Origin of the sequence: Pseudomonas sp. D3-10 (assembly GCF_051132175.1) — a bacterium.
GTDB lineage: Bacteria > Pseudomonadota > Gammaproteobacteria > Pseudomonadales > Pseudomonadaceae > Aquipseudomonas.
The window spans coordinates 4,102,566-4,124,050 of sequence record NZ_CP071668.1 but is presented as its reverse complement, the minus strand read 5'-3'; the positions used below and the strand labels follow the sequence as shown (position 1 = coordinate 4,124,050).

At 61.9% G+C, this 21,485-nt stretch carries 20 protein-coding genes; 11 read left to right on the top strand and 9 right to left on the bottom strand.

Features of this window, described 5'->3' with window-relative positions; all coding sequences use genetic code 11:
* Positions 1 to 123: 123 nt before the first annotated feature.
* Positions 124 to 2,325 (bottom strand): patatin-like phospholipase family protein, encoded by a 2,202-nt coding sequence (locus tag J3P90_RS18470; protein WP_434610226.1) that lies wholly within the window; start codon positions 2,323 to 2,325, stop codon positions 124 to 126.
* A 68-nt stretch (positions 2,326 to 2,393) separates the two neighbouring features.
* Here J3P90_RS18470 and J3P90_RS18465 point away from each other — a divergent pair, with 68 nt between their 5' ends.
* Positions 2,394 to 2,681, top strand: coding sequence for a SelT/SelW/SelH family protein (locus J3P90_RS18465; RefSeq protein WP_420767414.1), 288 nt, complete (start codon positions 2,394 to 2,396; stop codon positions 2,679 to 2,681).
* 6 nt (positions 2,682 to 2,687) lie between these two features.
* Here J3P90_RS18465 and J3P90_RS18460 read toward each other — a convergent pair whose 3' ends face one another.
* Both J3P90_RS18460 and J3P90_RS18455 read right to left on the bottom strand, forming a co-directional pair.
* Positions 2,688 to 3,578, bottom strand: coding sequence for a DMT family transporter (locus J3P90_RS18460; RefSeq protein WP_420767413.1), 891 nt, complete (start codon positions 3,576 to 3,578; stop codon positions 2,688 to 2,690).
* Between the two features lie 92 nt (positions 3,579 to 3,670).
* A complete protein-coding gene (locus tag J3P90_RS18455) occupies positions 3,671 to 4,420 on the bottom strand; it encodes an AraC family transcriptional regulator (protein WP_434675186.1) in 750 nt (249 codons plus the stop codon).
* Positions 4,421 to 4,556: 136 nt separating this feature from the next.
* Here J3P90_RS18455 and J3P90_RS18450 point away from each other — a divergent pair, with 136 nt between their 5' ends.
* A complete protein-coding gene (locus J3P90_RS18450; RefSeq protein WP_420767411.1) occupies positions 4,557 to 5,375 on the top strand; it encodes a UDP-2,3-diacylglucosamine diphosphatase in 819 nt (272 codons plus the stop codon).
* A gap of 54 nt (positions 5,376 to 5,429) precedes the next feature.
* On the opposite strand, the gene J3P90_RS18445 is transcribed toward J3P90_RS18450, so the two are convergent.
* Together J3P90_RS18445 and J3P90_RS18440 are read right to left on the bottom strand one after the other, a co-directional pair.
* On the bottom strand, positions 5,430 to 6,014 hold the full coding sequence (locus J3P90_RS18445; RefSeq protein WP_434675185.1) for an HD domain-containing protein: 585 nt from the start codon (positions 6,012 to 6,014) through the stop codon (positions 5,430 to 5,432).
* Between the two features lie 11 nt (positions 6,015 to 6,025).
* Entirely contained in the window at positions 6,026 to 6,337 is a 312-nt protein-coding gene (locus tag J3P90_RS18440) for an Mpo1-like protein (protein ID WP_434675184.1), read from the bottom strand.
* Between the two features lie 199 nt (positions 6,338 to 6,536).
* On the opposite strand from J3P90_RS18440, the gene J3P90_RS18435 reads away from it, so the two are divergent.
* The gene (locus J3P90_RS18435; protein WP_420767408.1) at positions 6,537 to 7,592 is read left to right on the top strand and encodes an AraC family transcriptional regulator; all 1,056 of its coding nucleotides are present in this window, start codon (positions 6,537 to 6,539) and stop codon (positions 7,590 to 7,592) included.
* On the opposite strand, the gene J3P90_RS18430 is transcribed toward J3P90_RS18435, so the two are convergent.
* Positions 7,549 to 9,003 (bottom strand): TrkH family potassium uptake protein, encoded by a 1,455-nt coding sequence (locus J3P90_RS18430; protein WP_420767407.1) that lies wholly within the window; start codon positions 9,001 to 9,003, stop codon positions 7,549 to 7,551. The two genes, J3P90_RS18435 and J3P90_RS18430, sit on opposite strands and share 44 nt — an antisense overlap.
* A gap of 154 nt (positions 9,004 to 9,157) precedes the next feature.
* On the opposite strand from J3P90_RS18430, the gene J3P90_RS18425 reads away from it, so the two are divergent.
* Positions 9,158 to 9,721, top strand: coding sequence for an NAD(P)H nitroreductase (locus J3P90_RS18425; protein ID WP_434562958.1), 564 nt, complete (start codon positions 9,158 to 9,160; stop codon positions 9,719 to 9,721).
* A 193-nt stretch (positions 9,722 to 9,914) separates the two neighbouring features.
* On the opposite strand, the gene J3P90_RS18420 is transcribed toward J3P90_RS18425, so the two are convergent.
* From J3P90_RS18420 to phhA, 3 genes are all read right to left on the bottom strand, one after another.
* Positions 9,915 to 11,108: an amino acid aminotransferase gene (locus J3P90_RS18420; RefSeq protein WP_434675183.1), complete on the bottom strand. Its 1,194-nt coding sequence runs from the start codon at positions 11,106 to 11,108 to the stop codon at positions 9,915 to 9,917.
* Positions 11,108 to 11,464, bottom strand: a complete 357-nt coding sequence (locus J3P90_RS18415; RefSeq protein ID WP_434675182.1) for a 4a-hydroxytetrahydrobiopterin dehydratase — start codon at positions 11,462 to 11,464, stop codon at positions 11,108 to 11,110. The genes J3P90_RS18420 and J3P90_RS18415 overlap by 1 nt, the downstream gene beginning before the upstream one ends.
* Positions 11,465 to 11,563: 99 nt before the next feature.
* Positions 11,564 to 12,349: a phenylalanine 4-monooxygenase gene (gene phhA, locus J3P90_RS18410; protein ID WP_186704640.1), complete on the bottom strand. Its 786-nt coding sequence runs from the start codon at positions 12,347 to 12,349 to the stop codon at positions 11,564 to 11,566.
* Positions 12,350 to 12,734: 385 nt separating this feature from the next.
* Here phhA and J3P90_RS18405 point away from each other — a divergent pair, with 385 nt between their 5' ends.
* The 7 genes from J3P90_RS18405 (at position 12,735) to flgK (ending at position 21,479) form a co-directional block, all read left to right on the top strand.
* The gene (locus tag J3P90_RS18405) at positions 12,735 to 14,297 is read left to right on the top strand and encodes a sigma-54-dependent transcriptional regulator (RefSeq protein ID WP_420767403.1); all 1,563 of its coding nucleotides are present in this window, start codon (positions 12,735 to 12,737) and stop codon (positions 14,295 to 14,297) included.
* Positions 14,298 to 14,632: 335 nt separating this feature from the next.
* A complete protein-coding gene (locus tag J3P90_RS18400; RefSeq protein WP_003199043.1) occupies positions 14,633 to 15,370 on the top strand; it encodes a flagellar basal body rod protein FlgF in 738 nt (245 codons plus the stop codon).
* Positions 15,371 to 15,419: 49 nt separating this feature from the next.
* Positions 15,420 to 16,205, top strand: coding sequence for a flagellar basal-body rod protein FlgG (gene flgG / locus J3P90_RS18395; RefSeq protein ID WP_186610404.1), 786 nt, complete (start codon positions 15,420 to 15,422; stop codon positions 16,203 to 16,205).
* Positions 16,206 to 16,277: 72 nt separating this feature from the next.
* Positions 16,278 to 16,973 (top strand): flagellar basal body L-ring protein FlgH, encoded by a 696-nt coding sequence (gene flgH, locus J3P90_RS18390; protein WP_420767402.1) that lies wholly within the window; start codon positions 16,278 to 16,280, stop codon positions 16,971 to 16,973.
* A 45-nt stretch (positions 16,974 to 17,018) separates the two neighbouring features.
* Positions 17,019 to 18,089, top strand: a complete 1,071-nt coding sequence (locus J3P90_RS18385; RefSeq protein ID WP_170847652.1) for a flagellar basal body P-ring protein FlgI — start codon at positions 17,019 to 17,021, stop codon at positions 18,087 to 18,089.
* Between the two features lie 14 nt (positions 18,090 to 18,103).
* Positions 18,104 to 19,402: a flagellar assembly peptidoglycan hydrolase FlgJ gene (flgJ, locus tag J3P90_RS18380; RefSeq protein ID WP_420767430.1), complete on the top strand. Its 1,299-nt coding sequence runs from the start codon at positions 18,104 to 18,106 to the stop codon at positions 19,400 to 19,402.
* 10 nt (positions 19,403 to 19,412) lie between these two features.
* Complete coding sequence (flgK, locus tag J3P90_RS18375) at positions 19,413 to 21,479, top strand: flagellar hook-associated protein FlgK (RefSeq protein ID WP_434675181.1); 2,067 nt, start codon at positions 19,413 to 19,415, stop codon at positions 21,477 to 21,479.
* The last annotated feature ends 6 nt before the right edge of the window (positions 21,480 to 21,485 follow it).

Here is a 21,485-nt window from a genome sequence, read left to right as displayed (position 1 = left end):
CCGACGGGAATCCTGTGTGGGCGCGCGCCTGCTCGGGATGACAGTTGTGTATTCACAGCCAGTGCTAGCCGGTCTACCGCATTTGGGAGCAGGCTCGCTCCCACAAGGTAGGGGCTGTGTTCTTTAGAACGTCTGCCCCAGGTTCAAATACACCGCCTGCTCATCGTCGTCATTTACGCCATAGCTGAAGTTCAAGGGGCCCAGCGGCGTGTCGAAGCCTAAGAAGACACTGGCGGCATTGATGTAGCCACTGTCGAACTCGTTGTCGTTGTTCCAGGCCCGACCACGCTCCAGCGAGCCGCCGATATACAGCGGGAAATCCAACGGCAGGTAGGCCCGAGGCGTGAGCCTGCGGTAATACACGGCGCGCATCAGGCTCATGTTCTGGCCGGATATCCCGTCCTCGCGAAAGCCTGATAATTGCCGAGCGCCGCCGAGGACAAAACTGGAGGTCACTACTTCGGCGGTATCGAGGGTGCGGCCGTAGCGACCGCCCAGGATGAACGTATCCGGGCCGCTGCTCAGGGCCTTGTCCAGTTTGAATTCCCATTGGCGGTAGCGCTGGTCCGAGCCCAGGCCCGGTTCGTACTGACGCCAGGACAAACCGATGTCTTCGCCTTCGTGGGGGAAGTACACGTTGTCCAGGGAGTCGAAGGAATACTTGAGCTCGTAAAAGCCCTCATTGAAATTCTCGCTGGGCTGGTCGTGGTCGCCGATGCGCACGTCGGCCTTGCCCCAGGCCTGGCCGACACCGAAGCGGATCTCCCCGCTGTTGCCGATCTGGCGACCCAGGTTCAGACCAAAGCCATAGCGCTCGACCCTGTACTGGGCCACCGGATCGTTGTCGAGGATCGAATCGACGTTGCGCGATTCGAACCGTCCATAGGGCGCGACGAAGTAGCGCGAGCCGACATCCAGCGGTTGGTAGAACTCGCTGTACAGCTCCTGTTTGTCGCCGATCTGCGCCCGGGTCAGCCATTCCGCACCCAGTCGATTGATACCGTTGACCCGATAGCTGGCGCCAAGGTTGAAGGCGCTGTCGCCGCGCATGTCGTCCGACAGGCTCAGGCCCACGCGCAGGTAATCGGTGCCGGTGCGTCTGCCCCGGGCATTGATCACCAGCGTGTTGTCCGCGCCCTTGTGTACGACGCGGTATTGCACCTGCTCGAAATAATCCAGGCCGTACAGCGTGCCCATGTCGGTTTGCAGGCGCCCCAGATCCAGCGGCTCGCCGATCTTCTGGCGAATGTAATAGCGGATCACGTCGTCACCGACTTTCGAATCGTTTTCCACCCGGATCGCGGTGATGACCGGGGTGCGCTCGCTCGGGGTGCGCGCCGCCAGCAGTTCGGCGTCGGCCGGCTCGGCGGGACGCAAGTGCGCCAGGCGCGTTTGGAGTATCCGTGTGGCGCGGTAACCGGCATCGACTATTTCCTGCGCTCGTCCGAAGTCGGTGGAACCGAAGCTTGCCAGGGCCGGTTGGATCAACACGTCATCTTTCCCCAACGTGGCCAATTGCTCTTCGGAGTTGCGCCGGGTCATCAGCGTCGTTGACTGATTCAGCACGTCCACCACCGTGACCAGTTGCTTGCGGGTGCGCAGTGGGGTGCCGATATCAACGACGATGGCCACGTCCACCCCCATTTCCCGAGCCACATCCAAAGGGATGTTGTCGGTCATGCCACCGTCCACCAGAAGGCGGCCGTCCAGCTCCACCGGCGCAAACACGGCCGGGATCGACATGCTGGCGCGGATGACCTTGGGCAGGTGGCCCTTGCGAAACACGACTTTTTCACCGGTGGCGATGTCGGTCGCCACGGCGCGGAAGGGGATTGGCAGTTTGTCGAAGTCCCGGGTATCACTGGCGTGGGCCAGGAGACTTTCGAGCAGCAGGGCCAGGTTCTGTCCCTGGATCACTCCCAGCGGCAGGCCGAGGCTGCCGTCGTCGCGAAAGCTCAGTTTCTGCTTGACCAGGAAATCCCGGTCATCCTGCTTGCGCCTGAAGGGTACGTCCTTGCGCGGCGGGGCATCGGACAGGGCTTGTTGCCAATCAATGCCCAGGGCGAGTTTTTCCAGCTCGTCGATCTTGTAGCCCGAGGCATAGAGGCCGCCGATCACCGCGCCCATGCTGGTGCCGGCGATGGCGTCGATCTTGATGCCTTGTTCCTCCAGGGCCTTGAGCACGCCGATGTGGGCCAGGCCACGGGCCGCGCCGCCGGACAGTACCAGGCCGATCTTCGGGCGCGATGTTTCGACGGCGGGCTCGTTGGCCTGGCCGAGCAGGGGCAATAGCAAAAGTAGCAGGCAAGGCAGCAGGCGGCGCATCGTCAATTCCGGGTAGGCAATCAAAGGCGAGTAGTATAACGACGCCTTTGCAACCAGGAGTTGATCCCATGACCGCGCAGAAACCGGAAATCGTCATCACTTATTGCACACAGTGCCAATGGCTGCTGCGTGCCGCCTGGTTGGCCCAGGAACTGCTAAGCACGTTCGGCGACGACCTCGGCAAGGTGTCCCTGGTGCCAGGCACCGGTGGGGTTTTCCACATTGGCTGCGATGGTACCCAGATCTGGGAGCGCAAGGCGGATGGAGGTTTTCCCGAGGCCAAGGTGCTCAAGCAGCGGGTCCGCGACCAGATCGACCCGGAGCGCGACCTGGGGCACAACGACAGAATCCAGTGACCGGGCTCAGTGAGACGGGGCCTGGGCACCGGCGCTGGATTTCTTTGTGCCGTCCAGCTGGCTCGACACCACGATCGCAACGATGATCAGCGCGCCACCGAGCAACATGCGCAGGGTCGGGTCTTCGTCGAACAGCAGCCAGGCGATGGTGATGCCGTAGACCGGCTCCATGGCGAACACCACCGCGGCGGTGCGGGCCTTGATCACCGCGAGGCTGGCGACGAACAGGCTATGGGCCAGGCCGGTGCAGAACACCCCGAGCAGGCCGATCCACAACCAGTCGAGCGGACGAACGTCGGCCAATTGCGGCGCGGCCATTGGCAACAGGCAGAGTCCGACCACGACGTTCTGGCACAGCGCGGCCTGCACCGGGGGCACGTGTCCTGAACCGGCGCGATTGGTCAGTGATAACAACGAGAACAACAGCCCCGAGGCCACCGCCCAGAGCAGCCCGGTGGTAGCGCCGCTCGCCAGGTCGAAGGTTGGCGTGACCAACACCAGGCCGACGCTCACCAGCACCACCAAGAGGATTTCGTTGGCGCGGATGCGCTCGCGGAAAATCAGCCCTTCAAGCAGCACCGTAAAGGCCGGAAAACTGGCGAATCCCAGGGTGGCGATCGCAACGCCGGCGACTTTCACTGAAATGAAAAAACTCACCCAGTGCCCGGTGAGCAACAGCCCGCCAAGCAGCAACCTGCGCAGGTCCCGGCCCCGCAGCTTTTCCCAGCGGGTAGGGCTGGCGAACCGGGCAAACGCCGCCAGCGCCAGCACGGCGAACACCGCGCGACCAAACACGATGACGGCCGGCGAGGCTGCGGCGAGCTTACCGAACACGCCGGTGAGGCCGAACATGAGTGCGCCGATGTGCAGGGCGCCGAGGGCGGTACGGGGTGTCATTGCAATCCTTGTTCAACGGTGGGACGTTCGGCTATTAAGCCCGCTGCCAAGCGCTTTCGTCTGTCGCGATCCTAGCGATTTTTAGCGCGAGACTAGCGCGGTTGCCGGAGCTTGCCCGGCGGGACGCCGAATTCGCGCTGCACGGCTGCGGCAAAAGCGCTTTGCGAGCTGTAGCCAACGCGATGGGCGATCTCGCCGATCGCCAACTGCGAGTCACGCAGCAGCTCAAGTGCCTTGTGCAAGCGGCGGCTGCGGATGTATTCCATCGGTGTCTGGCCGCATTCGGCGACGAAACGGGCGTGCAGGCGAGCACTGGAAAGCCCTGCGACTTGCGCCAGGTCCGCTACCTGTAGCGGATAAGCGGCATATTGGTCGATGTGAGCGTTGAGCGCCGCGTAGGGCAGGCGCCGGCCACCGGTGGTTTCCACACGCCCGCCGTTGAGGCTGGCCAGCAACAGTACCGCGCCTTGCTGTGCAATCACCGGGTCGTCTACCGGGCTGCCCGCCAACCAACTGACCAGTTGGCTTTGCCCCGCATCCAGGGGCAGGCGGGTGTTGTTGTCGAGTAATCGGCGGCTGGCATCGGCATGGTCGCCCAGGCATTGCCCGATCCATTCATCATCCGGCACGTCCAGTACCAGGCAACGGCTGCCCCGGGGGCTGCCGCACGCATGATGAGCACCGGCCGGTACCACCACGAAACTCTGCTGCACCACCTGGCTGCCACGCCCTTCGACTTCGAAGTCCAGCGCGCCAGACAACCCGAACACCAGTTGCGCGTGGTCGTGGCTGTGGACAATCAGATCGTGGCTGTAGTGGCGTAGCGTGAGGATCGGTCTCATCGCAGTCTCCCTTGTCAGGCGGCCAGTCTACACCGAGGGCGCGGCGCCCCGCGCTGTCATGTAATCGACTTATTGCTGTCACGGAGCATTAACCGCTCGGGTGCACTGTGGTGAAAACGATCAGAGGGTTGCCCCCATGACCAGCGCCGAGCTCGCCAGGCCCAGCCGCAAGCAACGTGTACGCACCCTGTGGATTTCCGATGTGCACCTGGGCACTCGGGATTGCCAGGCCGAACACCTGTCGCACTTCCTCAAGGGCTACCACGCCGACAAGGTCTATCTGGTGGGCGATATCATCGACGGCTGGAAACTGCGCAGCGGCATGTATTGGCCCCAGGCCCATACCAATGTCATTCGCCGCCTGCTGACCATGAGCAAGCGCGGCACCGAGGTGATCTATGTCACCGGCAACCATGACGAATTCCTGCGGCGTTATTCGAAGCTGATACTGGGCAATATCCAGTTGGTGGACGAAGCGGTGCACGTCACCGCCGACGGCCGGCACCTGCTGGTGATCCATGGCGATCAGTTCGATGTCATTACCCGTTACCACCGTTGGTTGGCGTTCCTTGGGGATTGGGCCTACGAATTCACCCTGACGCTGAACCGTTGGCTCAACCATTGGCGGGCCCGTTACGGCTACGGCTATTGGTCGCTGTCGGCGTACCTCAAGCACAAGGTCAAGACCGCCGTCAGTTTTATCAGCGATTTCGAAGAAGCCATCGCCCATGAATGCGTGAAGCGTGAATTGCACGGGGTGGTCTGCGGGCACATCCACCATGCCGAGATTCGCAAGGTGGGCGAGGTGGAATACCTTAACTGCGGCGACTGGGTCGAATCCTGCACGGCGCTGATCGAACATTGGGATGGGACGATCGAGCTGTATCGGTTGGCGGACGCCCAGGCGCGGGAGGCGCTGCTCAAGGCTGAGTTGAAAGTGGCTGAGCCTGCTTAGAGCGCCGGCCTGTCTATCCACTCACTTAGAACCTGTGGCTGCGTCTGCAAGAATTCAGAGCTGTTCGGCCATCGCCGCCTTGTAGATGGATTGCTTCGGCGCGGCGAACACCCTTTCCAGCATCGGCTCGAAGAAGCTCAACGGCAGCGTGTCGTATTCGGGATCGAACGCCGCGGCGTCGTATTTCGCACAGAAGTCGATGGTCGCCTGGTACTGAGGATGTTCGCAAAATTGCTCGCGCAAATGCCGGTCCATGCCCAAGTGATGGAAAAAGTAGTAGCCCTGGAAAATCCCGTGTTTTTCCACCATCCACAGGTTTTCGGCGCTGACGAACGGCTTGAGGATCGCCGCGGCGATGTCCGGATGATTGTAGGTGCCCAACGTATCGCCGATGTCATGAAGCAGGGCGCAGACCACGTACTCCTCGTCCCGCCCGTCGCGGTAGGCGCGCGTGGCGGTTTGCAGGGAATGGGTCATGCGATCCACCGGGAACCCGCCAAAATCGCCGTCGAGCAATTTCAAATGAGCGAGAACCCGACTCGGCAGCTGCCGCGCATAGGCGCTGAAGTCGGCCGCGATGATCGCCCAGTCTTCCTGGGTCCCGTCCCGCATGTGGGTGAAGCGTGCGTGAGAATTCATCGACAGCCCTCCTAGAACGCGACTTTGCCCAGCAGCATGTCGCGGTACATGACAAAGTCACCGAGCAGGCTGTAAAGGGGATGTTGGAAAGTGGCAGGACGGTTTTTCTCGAAGAAAAAATGCCCGACCCAGGCGAAACCGTAGCCCGCCACCGGCAGGGCGACCCACAGCCACCAGGCACCGACCACCAGCGCCGTGGCGAAAACCAGCAGGACCAGGGAGGTACCGATGAAGTGCAAGCGTCGGCAGGTGCTGTTGCGGTGTTCGCTGAGGTAGTACGGATAAAACTCGGCGAAGGTGTTGAATCGTCTAGTGTTTTCCAAGACTGCGGGCTCTTTGGTTATTGTTCTGGCGACCGGTGTTTCATGGCTCATGACCAAGTCTAGAGCGGCCGTTCGCAACGGCCAGTGACAATCAGCGCCACTCTAGTGTCCTGTCTTACAAATACTGTTCGTATGACAGGACACTGATATCCTCCGCAAATCCAGCCGTACCCTGCGGCTCGTCATGCAAGTAAACGTCATGAGCGAACGAACCACTTCTTCAAGCTGGGCGATGGGGATTGTCAAGGCGTTGGAAATGGACGGCCTGGACTGTCGGGCGCTGTTCAAGCAACTGGGGCTGGATTTCGAGGCGCTGGACGATCCGGACGCGCGCTTTCCCCAGGATTCGATGACACGGCTCTGGCAGCTTGCGGTGGAGCAGTCGGGCAATGCGGCCATCGGCTTGAACATGGGCAAGGTGGTGCGCCCGGCATCGTTCCATGTGGTCGGTTACGCATTGATGTCCAGTCGGACGCTGGCCGAAGGGTTCCGCCGGTTGGTGCGTTATCAACGAATCATTGCCGAAAGCGCCGACTTGAGCTTCCGCCATTTGGATGAAGGGTATGGGCTGATCCTGACGGTGCACGGCGACCACCTCCCGCCCACCCGGCAAAGTGCCGAAGCGTCCCTGGCTTGCGCGCTGGCCTTGTGCAGTTGGCTGACCGGGCGCACTTTGCATCCGGTGAAAGTGCTGTTCCAAGGCAACGAACCCGTTGACGTTGCACCTTATCGACAGGCCTTCGGCGCGCCGCTGGTTTTTGACGCACCCTACGATGCGCTGATTTTCCAGCAGGACGACATGGAAACACCACTGCCCACGGCCAACGAGGCCATGGCGCTGCTGCACGACCGGTTCGCGGGGGAATACCTGGCGCGGTTTTCAGGCAGCCGCGTGACTCACCAGGCGCGGCAAGTGCTGTGCCGGTTGCTGCCCCAGGGCGAGCCCAAGCGTGACGTGGTGGCGCAGACGCTGCACTTGTCCCAGCGCACCTTGCAGCGGCGCTTGCAGGAAGAGGGCACCAGTTTCCAGAGTTTGCTGGACGACACCCGACGCGAGCTGGCCGAGCAATACCTGGCGCAACCCAGCATGACCTTGCTGGAAGTCGCCTACTTGCTCGGGTTTGCCGATCCGAGCAATTTTTTCCGGGCCTTCCGCCGTTGGTTCGGTACCACGCCCGGCGACTATCGGGCGCGGGGCGTGGCCAAGCCGGTCAGTGACGCCAGAACGCAGGAATACACAGCACGAACACCGTGATGATCTCCAGCCGGCCCAGCAACATGCCGCCCGAGAGGATCCACTTGGCCGCGTCCGGCAGCGGCGCGAAGTTGCCGGCCGGGCCGATTGTCTCGCCGAGCCCAGGGCCGACGCCGGACACGGTACTGGCCGCGCCGGTCAACGCTGTCATCCATTCCACGCCCAACAGCGACAACAGCAGCGCGATCACGCAGATGGTGATGGCGAAGAAGAACGAGAAGGTCAGGATCGAGCGCACGATTTCTTCATCGAGGCGATGGCCGTTGTATTTCTGCTTGATCACCGCACGCGGGTGGATCAGTTGGTTAAGGTTGGCCCGAAGCAGGATGTAGGCGACCTGGAAGCGGAAAATCTTGATTCCGCCGGCGGTCGAGCCCGAGCAGCCGCCGACGAAACCCAGGTAGAAGAACAGCATCAGTGAGAAATTGCCCCAGAGGCTGTAATCGCCCAGGGCGAAACCGGTGGTGGTGACGATGGACGTCACGTTCAGCGCCACATGCCGCAGCGCGTCGAGCCAATGCAGGTCGGTGGTCGCCCAATACCAAGTGCCAAGCACCAGCCAGGTGACCAGCAGCACGCCGATAAGCCCCTGGACTTGCTGGTCCTTGATCAGCGCCCGGCGATTGCCCCGCAGCGTCGAGACATACAAGGCGAACGGCAGGCTGCCGAGGATCATGATCACAATAGTGACCCAATGCACCGCTGGCTGGGTCCATTTGGCCAGGGACAGGTCCGAGGTGGAAAAACCACCGGTGGAAATCGCCGACATCGAATGGTTGATCGCATCGAACAGGCTCATCCCGGCCCACCAGAGCGCCAGCGTGCCGAGAACCGTAATGCCCACATAGGACGCCACGATCAGCCGCGCCACCATGTGCGAGCGGGGCATGACCTTTTCCGAGCGGTCGGACGACTCGGTCTGGAACAGCCGCATGCCGCCGATGCGCAACAGCGGCAGGATCGCCACGGCCATGCCGATAAAGCCGATGCCGCCAAGCCAGTGCAACAGCGATCGCCACATCAGGATTCCGGGCGACATCGTGTCCAGGCCGCTCAACACCGTCGCGCCGGTGGCGGTAATGCCTGACATGCTTTCGAAGAACGAATCGGTGTAGCTGATGTGCTGGGTCAACAGGAAGGGGAGCGCGGCAAACACACACACCACCAGCCAACTGCTGACGGTCAAAAGGTACATGTCCCGGGGCCGAAGATGGACGTGCTCGGGGCGTCCGGGAAGAATCAGTGCCAGGCCGGCGACAAAAGTAATCATGCTTGACCAGAGGAACGATGGCAGGTCGCCGGTGCGCTCGTAGACCAGCAACGTGGCCATCGGCACGACCATGAAGATCGCCAGGGTGATCAGGAAGATGCCGATGATGAAACCAATGATCCGCAGGGTCGGCAACGCCATGAAGTCCGCTCGGTCTGAAAGAGGAAAGGGCGCCATTCTACCTGCGACAAGCGGCGTGTAAACCGGCGTCCGGCGTTGCCTGTCTCTGAATTCGGGCTAACGGATTGACGGAACAGCCACTAGAATAGCCGAACATTTTTCCAGGAGGTCGCCGATGCAGGCTTTAGATGCTTTGCTCAACCGTGTTTCCGTGCCACGCCTGGTGGACCCGGCGCCCACGCCGCAACAGCGCGAAGTCATGTTCGCGGCCGCGATGCGCGCGCCCGACCATGGCCAGTTGCGCCCGTGGCGGTTCCTGACGGTGGAGGGGCAGGCACGCCATCGCATGGGCGAGCTGTTGGCCGAAGCAGCGCGCTTCAATGATCCGCTGGTGCCCGAAGCCGTCGTGGAGAAAGCCCTCAACGGCCCGCTACGGGCGCCGCTGGTGGTGGTAGTGATTGCGCGGTTGCAAGACCATTTCAAGATTCCAAAGCCTGAACAATTGCTGGCGGCAGGCTGCGCGGCACACGGCATTCTGCTGGCCGCTTATGCACAAGGGATAGGCGGCGTGTGGCGTACGGGTGAGCTGGCTTACTCGCCGCATGTGGCCCGGGGCCTGGGGCTTGAAGACGGCGAGGAGGTGATTGGTTTCCTTTACCTTGGGACGCCGCAGAAAGAGGCGCGCACGGCACCACAGGAAGATATCGGGCGGTTTGTCCGGGCCTGGACGGGGGAATAACTTCTCAAGGGCGGCGGATGACTCGAGGCTGTTTGGATCCATCGTGGCGAGGGAGCTTGCTCCCGCTGGGCGGCGAAGCCGCCCCAAAGTGTCGAGCAGAGACAGCCTGACAATCTTAAGCTTCTACTTTAGGGCTGCTGCGCAGCCCAGCGGGAGCAAGCTCCCTCGCCACGAGACCAGCGGCGACAGAAAGCTACCTGCAAACATCCGCAATCGCCACCGCCAGCGCATCCAGGCGCGTCGCATCGATGCCGGCCACGTTGGCCCGGCCGGTGCCGACCATATAGACGCTGTGGCGCTCGCGCAGCTGCTTGACCTGTCCCGGTGTCAGGCCGGTGTAGGAAAACATCCCGCGTTGCACGCCGATATGGGCAAAGCGCTCACGCAAGCCATGGGGTTCGAGCGCTTCCAGCAGGCCGCTGCGCAGTTGCGCGATGCGCAGGCGCATGGCTTCCACTTCGTCGGCCCATAAACCCTTGAGTTCCGGATTGCCAAGGATCGTCGCCACCACCGCCGCGCCATGATCCGGTGGCGTCGACCACAGGTTGCGGGCGATGTTGGCCAGTTGGCTGCGAATGTCCACCAGCTTTTCGGCATCGCGGGCGCAGACAATCAGCGCACCGGTGCGGTCACGGTACAGGCCGAAGTTTTTCGAGCATGAGCTGGTGACCAGCACTTCGGGCAACGCTTCGGCAAACAACCGCACGGCCCAGGCGTCCTGCTCCAGCCCATCGCCAAAGCCTTGGTAGGCGAAGTCGATCAACGGCAGCAGGTCGCGGTTGCGCACCACATCCAGCACTTGGCGCCATTGGTCGTGGGACAGGTCGAAGCCGGTCGGGTTGTGGCAGCACGCATGCAACAGCACCACATCGCCCTTCGGCACTTGGCCCAGCGTTGCCAGCATGGCCTCGAAATCCAGGCGATTGTCAGTGCCCACATAAGGGTAATGACTGGCCTTGACCCCCGCGGTGGCGAAGATGGTTTCATGGATCGGCCAGGTCGGGTTGCTCAACCACACGCCACGGCCCGGCAGGCATTGGGCAATGAAATCGGCACTCAAGCGCAGGGCGCCGGTGCCGCCCGGGGTCTGGGTGGCGCCGGCGCGCTGGTCGGCGATCAGCGGTGAGCCCGCCCCCAGAACCAGTGCATTGATCAACTGGCCGAACGCGGCGTCGCCATGACCGCCGATGTAAGTCTTGGTGACCTGGCGATCCACCAGCCGCTGCTCGGCCTGTTTCACCGACTGCAGAATCGGCGTCAGACCCTGGGCGTCCTTGTAGACGCCAACGCCCAGGTCGAACTTGCCAGGGTTGCTGTCCGCCCCGTAGGCCTCCATCAGGCCCAGGATCGGGTCGCCGGGCACGCGGCCGATGGCATCGAAATGCATTACTTGCGGCCCCCGGCGGTTTTGGCAACTTCATCGGTGCGGGCGGCCATGATGAAGTCGTTGCGGTGCAGGCCCTTGATCGAATGGCTCCACCAGGTGACGGTGACTTTGCCCCACTCGGTGAGCAGGCCCGGGTGATGACCTTCGGCCTCGGAGATCTCGCCGACGGCGTTGGTGAACGCTAGGGCGTGCTTGAAATTCTTGAACAGGAAGACCTTTTCCAGCTGCATCACGCCGTCGCGCACTTCGATGTTCCAGTCGGGAATCTGCTTGATCAGTACTGGAAGTTCTTCGTCGCTGACCTGTGGGGCATCGGCGCGGCAGGCTTCGCAATGGGCTTGGTTCAAAGTGGTCATGGTGGGTTCCCGGATCGGATATTTGGAAAACGTCGATGCAGCCACGCTAAAGCAAAGTCGCGAGGCGCAACAGACTCAATTGGAATCAAAACCAGCGGTTCACGCGGCTTTCGGTGGAAATTTCGGTGCGTGCAGGCCCAGTTCCCGCCCGCGCTTGACCATGCCCATGATGTCCTCGTGGGCCAGGTCGAACAGGCGCTTGAGCTCGGGCAGCACGAAATACACCGGCTGCAGGATGTCGATGCGATAAGGCGTACGCATGGCTTCCAGCGGGTCGAAGGCTTGATGCTCCGGCTCGTCTGACAGGCAGTACACGGTTTCCTTGGGCGACGAGAGAATGCCGCCGCCGTAGATGCGCCGGCCTTGCGGCGTCTGCACCAGGCCGAATTCGATGGTCATCCAATACAGACGCGCCAGGTAGACGCGTTCTTCCTTAGAGGCCTGTAGGCCGAGTTTGCCGTAGGTGTGGGTAAATTCAGCAAACCAGGGATTGGTCAGCAGAGGGCAGTGACCAAAGATCTCGTGGAAAATGTCCGGCTCTTGCAAGTAGTCCAGTTCTTCACGGGTACGAATAAAGGTCGCCACCGGAAACTGCTTGCTGGCGAGCAACTCGAAAAAGGTCTGGAAAGGGATTAGCGCGGGCACCCGGGCGACCTGCCAGCCCGTGGTCTCGCCCAGCACTTTGTTGACTTCGTCCAGCTGCGGGATGCGGTCATGGGGCAGCCCCAGCTTGTCGATACCGTCCAGGTACTCCTGGCACGCACGACCTTCGATGACTTTCAGCTGGCGGGTGATCAGCGTGTTCCACACTGCGTGTTCTTCAGCGGTGTAGTGGATAAAACCTTGCGCATCGGGCTCGCGGGCCACGTATTGCGTCTGCTTCATGCTGCTCTCCTGCTGATATCCCTCAAGGGGAAGATTTGTTTGTTGTTATCTCCAGCGATGCATAAGGGATAACCCAAACCAGGGGCAGGCGCAGCAGGGCTAGCTGGCCGAACAACCGCCAGTAACGCACAAAATGTAAAGTTTCCGTTACGTATTCTGGCGAGTCTCGGTGTTGTAGGTATTTTCGGCTGGGAAAGGTCCTCAAACTGTCACATAATCTTGACGGCTATTTGCGCCGCAGCGCAGAAAACTGTGGCGAGGAGCTAGCTCCCGCTGGGCTGCGCAGCAGCCCCAAAAAAACAGGGCCGCTTCGCGCCCCAGCGGGAGCAAGCTCCCTCGCCACAATGAATCAAACAAACCTTAAGTGAACAGCATCGGGCCTCTCATGCGTATCAAAGTCCATTGCCAGAACCGCATCGGCATCCTGCGGGACATTCTCAATCTGCTGGTGGAATACGGCATCAACGTCGCCCGGGGCGAGGTCGGTGGCGAGCATGGCAATGCGATCTACCTGCACTGCCCGAACCTGATCAACATCCAGTTCCAGGCGTTGCGTCCGAAGTTCGAAGGCATCGCCGGGGTGTTCGGCGTCAAGCGCGTAGGGCTGATGCCGAGCGAGCGTCGGCACATGGAGCTCAATGCCTTGCTTGGCGCCTTGGAGTTTCCGGTGTTGTCCATCGACATGGGCGGCTCCATCGTCGCGGCCAACCGGGCGGCGGCGCAGTTGCTCGGGGTGCGGGTCGACGAGGTGCCGGGGATTCCCTTGTCCCGCTACGCCGAGGACTTCGACCTGCCGGAACTGGTGCGCGCCAACCAATCTCGGATCAATGGCCTGCGGGTCAAGGTCAAGGGCGATGTGTTCCTGGCGGACATCGCGCCGCTGCAATCGGAGCACGACGACAGCGAGGCGATGGCCGGCGCGGTGCTGACCTTGCACCGCGCCGACCGGGTAGGCGAGCGCATCTATAACGTGCGCAAGCAGGAACTGCGCGGCTTCGACAGTATTTTCCAGAGTTCGAAGGTAATGGCGGCGGTGGTCCGCGAGGCCCGGCGCATGGCGCCGCTGGACGCGCCGCTATTGATAGAAGGCGAAACCGGAACCGGCAAGGAATTGCTGGCCCGTGCCTGTCACCTGGCAAGCCCACGGGGGCAATCGCCGTTGATGGCGCTCAACTGCGCCGGATTACCGGAGTCCATGGCCGAGACTGAACTGTTCGGCTACGGGCCCGGCGCCTTCGAAGGGGCGCGGGCCGAAGGCAAGCTCGGGCTGCTGGAGCTGACGGCGGGCGGTACGCTGTTTCTCGACGGTGTCGGAGAAATGAGTCCGCGCCTGCAGGTGAAATTGCTGCGTTTCCTACAGGACGGTTGCTTCCGCCGCGTAGGCAGTGACGAAGAGGTCTACCTGGATGTCAGGGTAATCTGCGCGACCCAGGTCGATTTATCCGAACTCTGTGCCCGGGGAGAATTCCGTCAAGATTTGTACCATCGCCTGAATGTGCTTTCTCTGCACATCCCGCCGCTGCGCGAATGCCTCGACGGGCTGGCCCCGCTGGTCGAGCATTTCCTCGACCAGGCCAGTCGCCAGATTGGCTGCCCACTGCCAAGACTGGCCCCAGCGGCGATGGACCGGCTCAGTCACTACCACTGGCCAGGCAATGTCCGGCAACTGGAAAACGTGCTGTTCCAGGCCGTTTCCCTATGCGACGGCGGGAAGGTCAAGGCCGAACACATTCGCCTGCCGGACTACGGCGTGCGCCAACCCCTCGGTGACTTTTCCCTCGACGGAGGGCTGGACGAGATCGTCGGCCGTTTCGAGAAGGCCGTGCTCGAGCGCCTGTATTCCGAACACCCGAGCAGCCGGCAACTGGGCAAGCGGCTGGGGGTTTCCCATACGACGATTGCCAATAAGTTGCGTGAGTATGAGGTGGGCAAAGAACCCGGCGTGTGATGATAGACGCTTCGTGGCGAGGGAGCTGCTCCCGCTCGGTTGCGTAGCAATCGCCAAAAGTGTGGGGCCGCTACGCCCGAGGCGTCGGACCGGCCCAGCGGGAGCAAGCTCCCTCGCCACGGGCGTCTATTTGATCAGGTTAGGCGGACACTTGCCGTAAGCGGCACGACACCGCCGGTTTTTCGTCTTCGATACGTTTCCATAATCCCTTTCAATTCCGCCAAGCCCTTTATTTACCGGCCCCACCAGCGTCAGAAATAAGTTGGTCTGCAATTTGCTTAAGGCTGTGCAACACAGCAGTGGGCGGCAAACGTCCGGCATGCAGAGGAACGACAGTGGACAAGTACCTTTATGTGGCAATGACCGGCGCCAGCCAGAACGCACTGGCGCAACGGGCCCATGCCAACAACCTGGCGAACATCTCCACCAATGGTTTTCAGAAAGACCTGGAGCAGGCACGTTCGATGCCGGTGTTCGGCGACAGCTTTCCGGCGCGGGCGTTTGCCATGTCCGAGCGGCCTGCCACTGACTTCACCCCGGGAGCGCTGGTTGAAACCGGTCGCGACCTGGACGTGGCGGTCAGCGGGCCGGGCTGGATGGCCGTGCAGAATCCCGACGGCGGTGAAAGCTACGTGCGTACCGGCAGCCTCAACGTTGACGCCTTGGGTGTGCTGCGGGCCGGCAACGGCATGCCGGTAATGGGCAATGGCGGTCCGATCGCCGTGCCACCAGAGCAGAAAATCGAAATCGGGCAGGACGGCACCATCAGCATTCGCGCCATGGGCGAAGGCCCGCGGGTGATGGCTGAGGTGGACCGAATCAAACTGGTCAACCCTGACCTCAAGAACATGACCAAGGGCCTCGACGGCTCGATCCGTACCAAGGATGGCCAGCCCGCGCCCATCGATGCCAACGTACAACTGGTGTCGGGCTTCCAGGAAGCGAGCAACGTCAATGCCGTGGATGAAATGACTTCGGTGCTGGCCCTGGCCAAGCAGTTCGAGCTTCACGTCAAGATGATGAACACCGCCAAAGAAGGCGATGAGGCCATGGCTCGGGTCTTGCAGATCTAATCACTAATTACAGCGCTGCGCCGAAAAACAGGCGTGAGAGGAGAATCGAATGCTTCCGGCTCTTTGGGTTGCCAAAACAGGTCTGTCCGCCCAGGACACAAACCTGTCCACCATTTCCAACAACCTGGCGAACGTCTCGACCACGGGTTTCAAACGTGATCGCGCCGAATTCCAGGACCTGCTCTACCAGGTAAAACGCCAGCCAGGCGCCCAGTCGACCCAGGACAGCGAATTGCCGTCGGGCCTGCAAGTGGGTACTGGTGTGCGCATCGTCGGCACCCAGAAAAACTTCAACGCCGGCAGCCTGCAGACCACCGAACAGCCGCTGGACATGGCCATCGACGGTCGCGGTTTCTTCCAGATCCTGCAGCCGGACGGCACCACGTCCTACACCCGTGACGGTACCTTCCACCTCGATTCCAATGGCCAGATCGTCAACGCCAGTGGTTTCGCCCTGGAGCCGGCCATCATCATCCCGAACGATGCCCAGACCTTCACCGTGGGCCGCGACGGCACCGTGTCCATCACCGTGGCGGGCAACCCGGCCTCCCAGGTGATCGGCAACCTGCAGACCGCCGACTTCATCAACCCGGCCGGCCTGCAAGCGGTGGGTAACAACCTGTTCATGGAAACCGCTGCCAGCGGCGCGCCACAAGTCGGCACGCCTGGCCTGAACGGCTTCGGCACCACGCTGCAGAACACCCTGGAAACGTCGAACGTGAGCACCGTTGAGGAGATGGTCAACATGATCACCACCCAGCGCGCCTACGAGATGAACTCCAAAGTGATCTCCACCGCCGACCAGATGCTCTCGTTCGTCACGCAGAACCTGTAATCGCGTCGCAACATTCGTCATCACGTAGACAGGGCGGCTCCAGGGTCGCCTGCAACACCAAGAGGTAGGGTCATGAATCGCTTCGTATCTGTTCTGGCATTGAGTGGGATCACCGCATTGGCGGGCTGTGTCGCGCCAACGCCAAGGCCCAATGACCCGTACTACGCTCCGGTGTTGCCGCGCACACCGTTGCCGGCGGCGGCCAATAACGGTTCGATCTACCAGGCCGGTTTCGAGCAGAACCTGTACAGCGATCGCAAGGCTTTCCGGGTCGGTGACATCATCACCATCACCCTGAACGAGCGGACCCAGGCCAGCAAGAACGCCAACTCGCAGATCGACAAGACCAGCGAGACCAGCGTCGGCCTGACATCGCTGTTCGGCTCGGGCCTGACCACCAACAATCCGATCGGCAGCAACGATCTCAGCCTCAACGCCGGCTATGGCGCCGACCGTGCCACCAAGGGCGACAGCAAGTCGGGACAGAGCAACAGCCTGACCGGTTCGATCACCGTGACGGTGGCCGACGTCCTGCCCAACGGCATCATCGTCGTACGGGGTGAAAAGTGGCTGACGCTCAACACCGGTGACGAACTGGTACGCATCGCCGGCATGGTTCGGGCCGATGACATCGCCACCGATAACACCGTTTCGTCCACTCGCGTGGCCGATGCGCGCATCACCTATTCGGGCACTGGTGCCTTTGCCGATGCGAGTCAGCCAGGTTGGTTCGACCGCTTCTTCCTCAGCCCGAAGTTCCCTTTCTAGGTGATCAAGTTGAATCTTAAACAGCTGTTGATCGGTGCCCTGGTGATGTCGGCAGCCTTCAGCGCTCAAGCCGAGCGCCTGAAGGACATCGCCAGTATTTCCGGCGTGCGTTCCAACCAGTTGATCGGCTACGGCCTGGTCGTTGGCCTCAATGGCACCGGTGACCAGACCACACAGACACCGTTCACCCTGCAGACCTTCAACAACATGCTGTCGCAGTTCGGCATCAAGGTGCCGGCGGGCTCCGGCAACGTGCAGTTGAAAAACGTAGCGGCGGTGTCGGTCAGTGCCGATCTGCCGGCCTTCGCCAAGCCCGGCCAGCAGGTGGACATCACCGTTTCGTCCATCGGTAACTCCAAGAGCTTGCGCGGCGGCACCTTGTTGCTGACCCCGCTCAAGGGTATCGACGGCAACGTCTACGCCATCGCCCAGGGCAACCTGGTGGTGGGCGGTTTCGATGCCGAAGGGCGCGACGGTTCGAAGATCACCGTCAACGTTCCGTCGGCCGGGCGCATCCCTGGCGGCGCGTCGGTAGAACGTGCGGTGCCGAGCGGTTTCAACCAGGGCAACAGCCTGACGCTGAACCTCAATCGTTCCGACTTCACCACGGCCAAGCGCATCGTCGACAAGATCAATGACATGCTCGGCCCAGGCGTGGCCCAGGCCATCGACGGCGGTTCGATCCGCGTCACCGCGCCACTGGATCCGAGCCAGCGGGTCGACTACCTGTCGATCCTGGAAAACCTCGAAGTCGACCCGGGCCAGGCGGTGGCGAAAGTCATCATCAACTCGCGCACCGGCACTATCGTGATTGGCCAGAACGTCAAGGTTTCGCCAGCCGCCGTGACCCACGGCAGCCTGACCGTGACCATCACCGAAGACCCGATCGTCAGCCAGCCGGGCCCATTGTCCAACGGCCAGACCGCCGTGGTCCCGCGTTCACGGGTCAATGCCGAGCAGGAAGCCAAGCCGATGTTCAAGTTCGGTCCGGGCACGACCCTGGATGAAATCGTCCGGGCGGTGAACCAGGTCGGCGCGGCACCGGGCGACCTGATGGCGATTCTCGAAGCCTTGAAGCAGGCCGGCGCGTTGCAAGCCGACCTGATCGTGATTTAAGGAAAGCGGTCATGGTGGATATGCGCAAAGGCGCCTTGATCAGTGGGGATTCAGCGTCCTATTCGGACCTCAATCGCCTCAATCAGCTCAAGGTCGGCGACAAGAACAGCGAAGGCAACCTGCGCAAAGTGGCGCAGGAGTTCGAGTCGCTGTTCCTCGGCGAAATGCTCAAGTCCATGCGTTCGGCCACCGAGGCCCTGGGCAAGGACAATCCGATGAACACGCCGGAAGCCAAGCAATACCAGGAGATGTACGACCAGCAGTTGGCCGTTTCCATGTCCCGCGAGGGCGGCGGTATCGGCCTGGCTGACGTGCTGCTGCGCCAGATGTCGAAGAACAAACCGCTGGCCTCGGGCGAGGCGGCCACCTTATCGGCCGCCAAGCAGCAAGAGGCGCTGGACAAGGCCAAGGCGCCAGTACCCACGCCTGTGGCGGCCGGAACGCTGCCCGACGGGCCGTTGTCGCGCAGCAACGGCCAGCGCCCACTCTGGGCGTCGCGTGCCGTGAGCGCGCCGCAAGGTGCCGAGGGCATTCACCGTAACGACATGGAATTGATCAACCAGCGCCGCCTGGCCCTGCCACCGAAACTCGCCGACCGCTTGCTCGCGGGGTTGGTGCCTTCGGCATCGGTCAAGCCTGAAGCGATGGCGCAGAACGTCTTGCCTGATCGCGCCATTGCCGCCGTCAAGCCAGCTTCCGGTGAGCTGGCCAACGGTGACTGGCTGGCCGCGCTCAAGGCTGCCGAGCCCAAAGGCGACATGCAAGTCTATGGCCGCGCCGTGGCCCAGCCACCGCTGGCACCGGCGCGCAAGGCCTTCCGCGATGCCGATGAATTCGTCAACGCCATGCTGCCAATGGCCAAGGAAGCAGCGGACCGTATCGGCGTCGACCCTCGTTACCTGGTGGCCCAGGCTGCTCTCGAAACCGGTTGGGGCAAATCGGTGATGCGCCAGCCCGATGGCAGCAGCAGCCACAACCTGTTCGGCATCAAGGCCAGCGCGAACTGGAAGGGCGATTCGGCGCGGGCGATCACCAGCGAATTCCGCAATGGCGAGATGGTCAAGGAGACGGCCGAGTTCCGTTCCTACGCCTCGTACCGTGACAGTTTCCATGACCTGGTCAATCTGCTGCAAAGCAACAGTCGCTATCAAGCTGTGCTGAAGTCGGCCGATAACCCGGAACAGTTTGTACGCGAGTTGCAGAAGGCCGGTTACGCCACCGACCCGAACTACGCCAGCAAGATTTCGAACATAGCCCGGCAGATGACGAGTTACCAAAACTACGCTTCGGCTGGTGCCACCACGACTTTATAAGGTCTGAACCATGAGTTTGCTCAATATCGGGATGTCGGGTCTGTCCGCAAGCCAGACCGCACTGGTGACCACGGGTAACAACATCGCCAACGTCGATACCGCAGGGTATTCGCGTCAGCAGACCGTGCAGACCACCAAGGCGTCGAACCAGTACGGCAACGTGTTCATCGGCTCCGGCACGACCCTGGCGGACGTACGCCGGGTCTACAACTCCTATCTTGAAGCACAACTGAAGACCACCACCTCGCTCAACAGCGATGCGGCGGCCTACCAGGGGCAGATCACACCGCTTGATTCCCTGCTGTCGGACAGCGGCACTGGCCTCAACGGCGCGCTGACCAAGTTCTTCGCCTCGGTGCAGAACGTCAACGCCAAGCCGGGCGACGACGCCTCTCGCCAGTTGCTGCTCAGCGATGCACAGGCCTTGAGCAACCGTTTCAATTCGGTAGCCAGCCAGTTGACGGCGCAGAGCGAGAACATCAACGGCAACCTGTCGAACATGGTCGAGCAGATCAACAGCCTGGCCACCACCGTCGCCCAGTTGAACAAGAAAATCGCCGAAGTCTCCAACGCCGGCGGCGCGCCGAACGACCTGCTCGATGCCCGCAGCGAGACCATTCGCCAGCTGTCCACCTTCACCGGCACTCAGGTCGTGGAGAACGGCAGCAGCCTGGACATCTACCTGGGATCCGGCCAGCCACTGGTCATGGGCAATATCACCAATAAACTGGAAGCGGTGCCGGACAAGAACGACCCCGGTCGCATTGGCATCCAGCTCAACAGCGGCTCCAGCGTCATGGACATCACCCAGGTGATGACCGGCGGTGAAATCGGTGGCCTGATGCGCTACCGCAGCACCGTCCTCGACCCGGCCATGAACGAGCTGGGCCGTGTGGCGCTGGTCGTCGCCGACCAGATGAACAGCATCCAGGCCTCGGGTATCGACAAGAACGGCGCATTCGGTTCCAACCTGTTCAGCAGCATCAACAGTGCGGCGCAGATGAGCCAGCGCAGCGTTGCCTCGCTGGGCAACAGCGCCGGGTCCGGCAACTTCAACGTGTCGATCGAAGACACGGGCAAGCTGACCACCAACGACTACAAGATCACCTTCACCAGCGCCACCGACTACACCGTCCAGCGTCTGCCCGATAACACGCCGATGGGTGCGTTCAACACCGCGACCACGCCGGCACCGGTGGTCGATGGTTTCTCGCTGACCTTCGCCAACGGCACCGCGGCCGTCGGTGACTCGTTCAAGATCACCCCGACCCGCAACGCCGCGGGCAGCATCAAGACCGAGATGACCGACTCCAAGCGGCTGGCGATTGCCGCGCCGCTGGGCGCCGCCATCACGCCGGGCGGCAGCGGCACGCTGACCATTCCGGCCAGCGGCCAGCCGACCATGACCACCAAGCTGGACATCTACGACGAAGCCACTACCAGCATCATCCAGAACGGCATCAAGAATTCGATGCCGGTCAAAGTGGTGTTTGGCGCGACTTCGGCCGATGGAACCAGCCAGGCTTATCAGTTGCTCGATGCCCAGGGCGGTACGATCAGCGCCGGTACGATCAAGCCAGGCCAGAGCAATACCCTGAGCCTGAGCGTTCCGCTCAAGGACGCCACCGGCGCCCCGATCATGGATTCGTCCGTACCGCCGGTGCAGCGTACCGTCACGTTCGATATGTCCATCGCCGGCGCGCCGTCCGACGGTGCCGGCATCGATATAAGCCTCAGTCAGCCTGGTAGCCTTGATAACCGTAACGGTACCGTGCTCGCTGGCTTGCAGACCGCCAAAACCGTGGATACCGGTTCGGCCAGCAAGGGCATTTCCTTGAACGATGCCTACGGAAAACTGGTGGAAGGCGTCGGTGCCAAGGCCGCCCAAGGCAAGCTGGACAGCGCCGCCACCGGCGCGATCCTGGACAACGCCAAGAATGCCCGCGACTCGCTATCGGGCGTCGACCTGGATGAAGAGACCGGCAACCTGGTCAAGTTCCAGCAGTACTACACCGCGTCTTCGCAGATCATCAAGGCTGCGCAGGAAATCTTCAGCACATTGATCAACAGTCTTTAAGGAGCC

Coding starts and splice junctions, on each gene's coding strand:
- J3P90_RS18470 (WP_434610226.1), bottom strand. CDS start 2,325: ATGCGCCGCCTGCTGCCTTGCCTGCTACTTTTGCTATTGCCCCTGCTC.
- J3P90_RS18465 (WP_420767414.1), top strand. CDS start 2,394: ATGACCGCGCAGAAACCGGAAATCGTCATCACTTATTGCACACAGTGC.
- J3P90_RS18460 (WP_420767413.1), bottom strand. CDS start 3,578: ATGACACCCCGTACCGCCCTCGGCGCCCTGCACATCGGCGCACTCATG.
- J3P90_RS18455 (WP_434675186.1), bottom strand. CDS start 4,420: ATGAGACCGATCCTCACGCTACGCCACTACAGCCACGATCTGATTGTC.
- J3P90_RS18450 (WP_420767411.1), top strand. CDS start 4,557: ATGACCAGCGCCGAGCTCGCCAGGCCCAGCCGCAAGCAACGTGTACGC.
- J3P90_RS18445 (WP_434675185.1), bottom strand. CDS start 6,014: ATGAATTCTCACGCACGCTTCACCCACATGCGGGACGGGACCCAGGAA.
- J3P90_RS18435 (WP_420767408.1), top strand. CDS start 6,537: ATGAGCGAACGAACCACTTCTTCAAGCTGGGCGATGGGGATTGTCAAG.
- J3P90_RS18430 (WP_420767407.1), bottom strand. CDS start 9,003: ATGGCGTTGCCGACCCTGCGGATCATTGGTTTCATCATCGGCATCTTC.
- J3P90_RS18425 (WP_434562958.1), top strand. CDS start 9,158: ATGCAGGCTTTAGATGCTTTGCTCAACCGTGTTTCCGTGCCACGCCTG.
- J3P90_RS18420 (WP_434675183.1), bottom strand. CDS start 11,108: ATGCATTTCGATGCCATCGGCCGCGTGCCCGGCGACCCGATCCTGGGC.
- J3P90_RS18415 (WP_434675182.1), bottom strand. CDS start 11,464: ATGACCACTTTGAACCAAGCCCATTGCGAAGCCTGCCGCGCCGATGCC.
- phhA (WP_186704640.1), bottom strand. CDS start 12,349: ATGAAGCAGACGCAATACGTGGCCCGCGAGCCCGATGCGCAAGGTTTT.
- J3P90_RS18405 (WP_420767403.1), top strand. CDS start 12,735: ATGCGTATCAAAGTCCATTGCCAGAACCGCATCGGCATCCTGCGGGAC.
- flgG (WP_186610404.1), top strand. CDS start 15,420: ATGCTTCCGGCTCTTTGGGTTGCCAAAACAGGTCTGTCCGCCCAGGAC.
- flgH (WP_420767402.1), top strand. CDS start 16,278: ATGAATCGCTTCGTATCTGTTCTGGCATTGAGTGGGATCACCGCATTG.
- J3P90_RS18385 (WP_170847652.1), top strand. CDS start 17,019: ATGTCGGCAGCCTTCAGCGCTCAAGCCGAGCGCCTGAAGGACATCGCC.
- flgK (WP_434675181.1), top strand. CDS start 19,413: ATGAGTTTGCTCAATATCGGGATGTCGGGTCTGTCCGCAAGCCAGACC.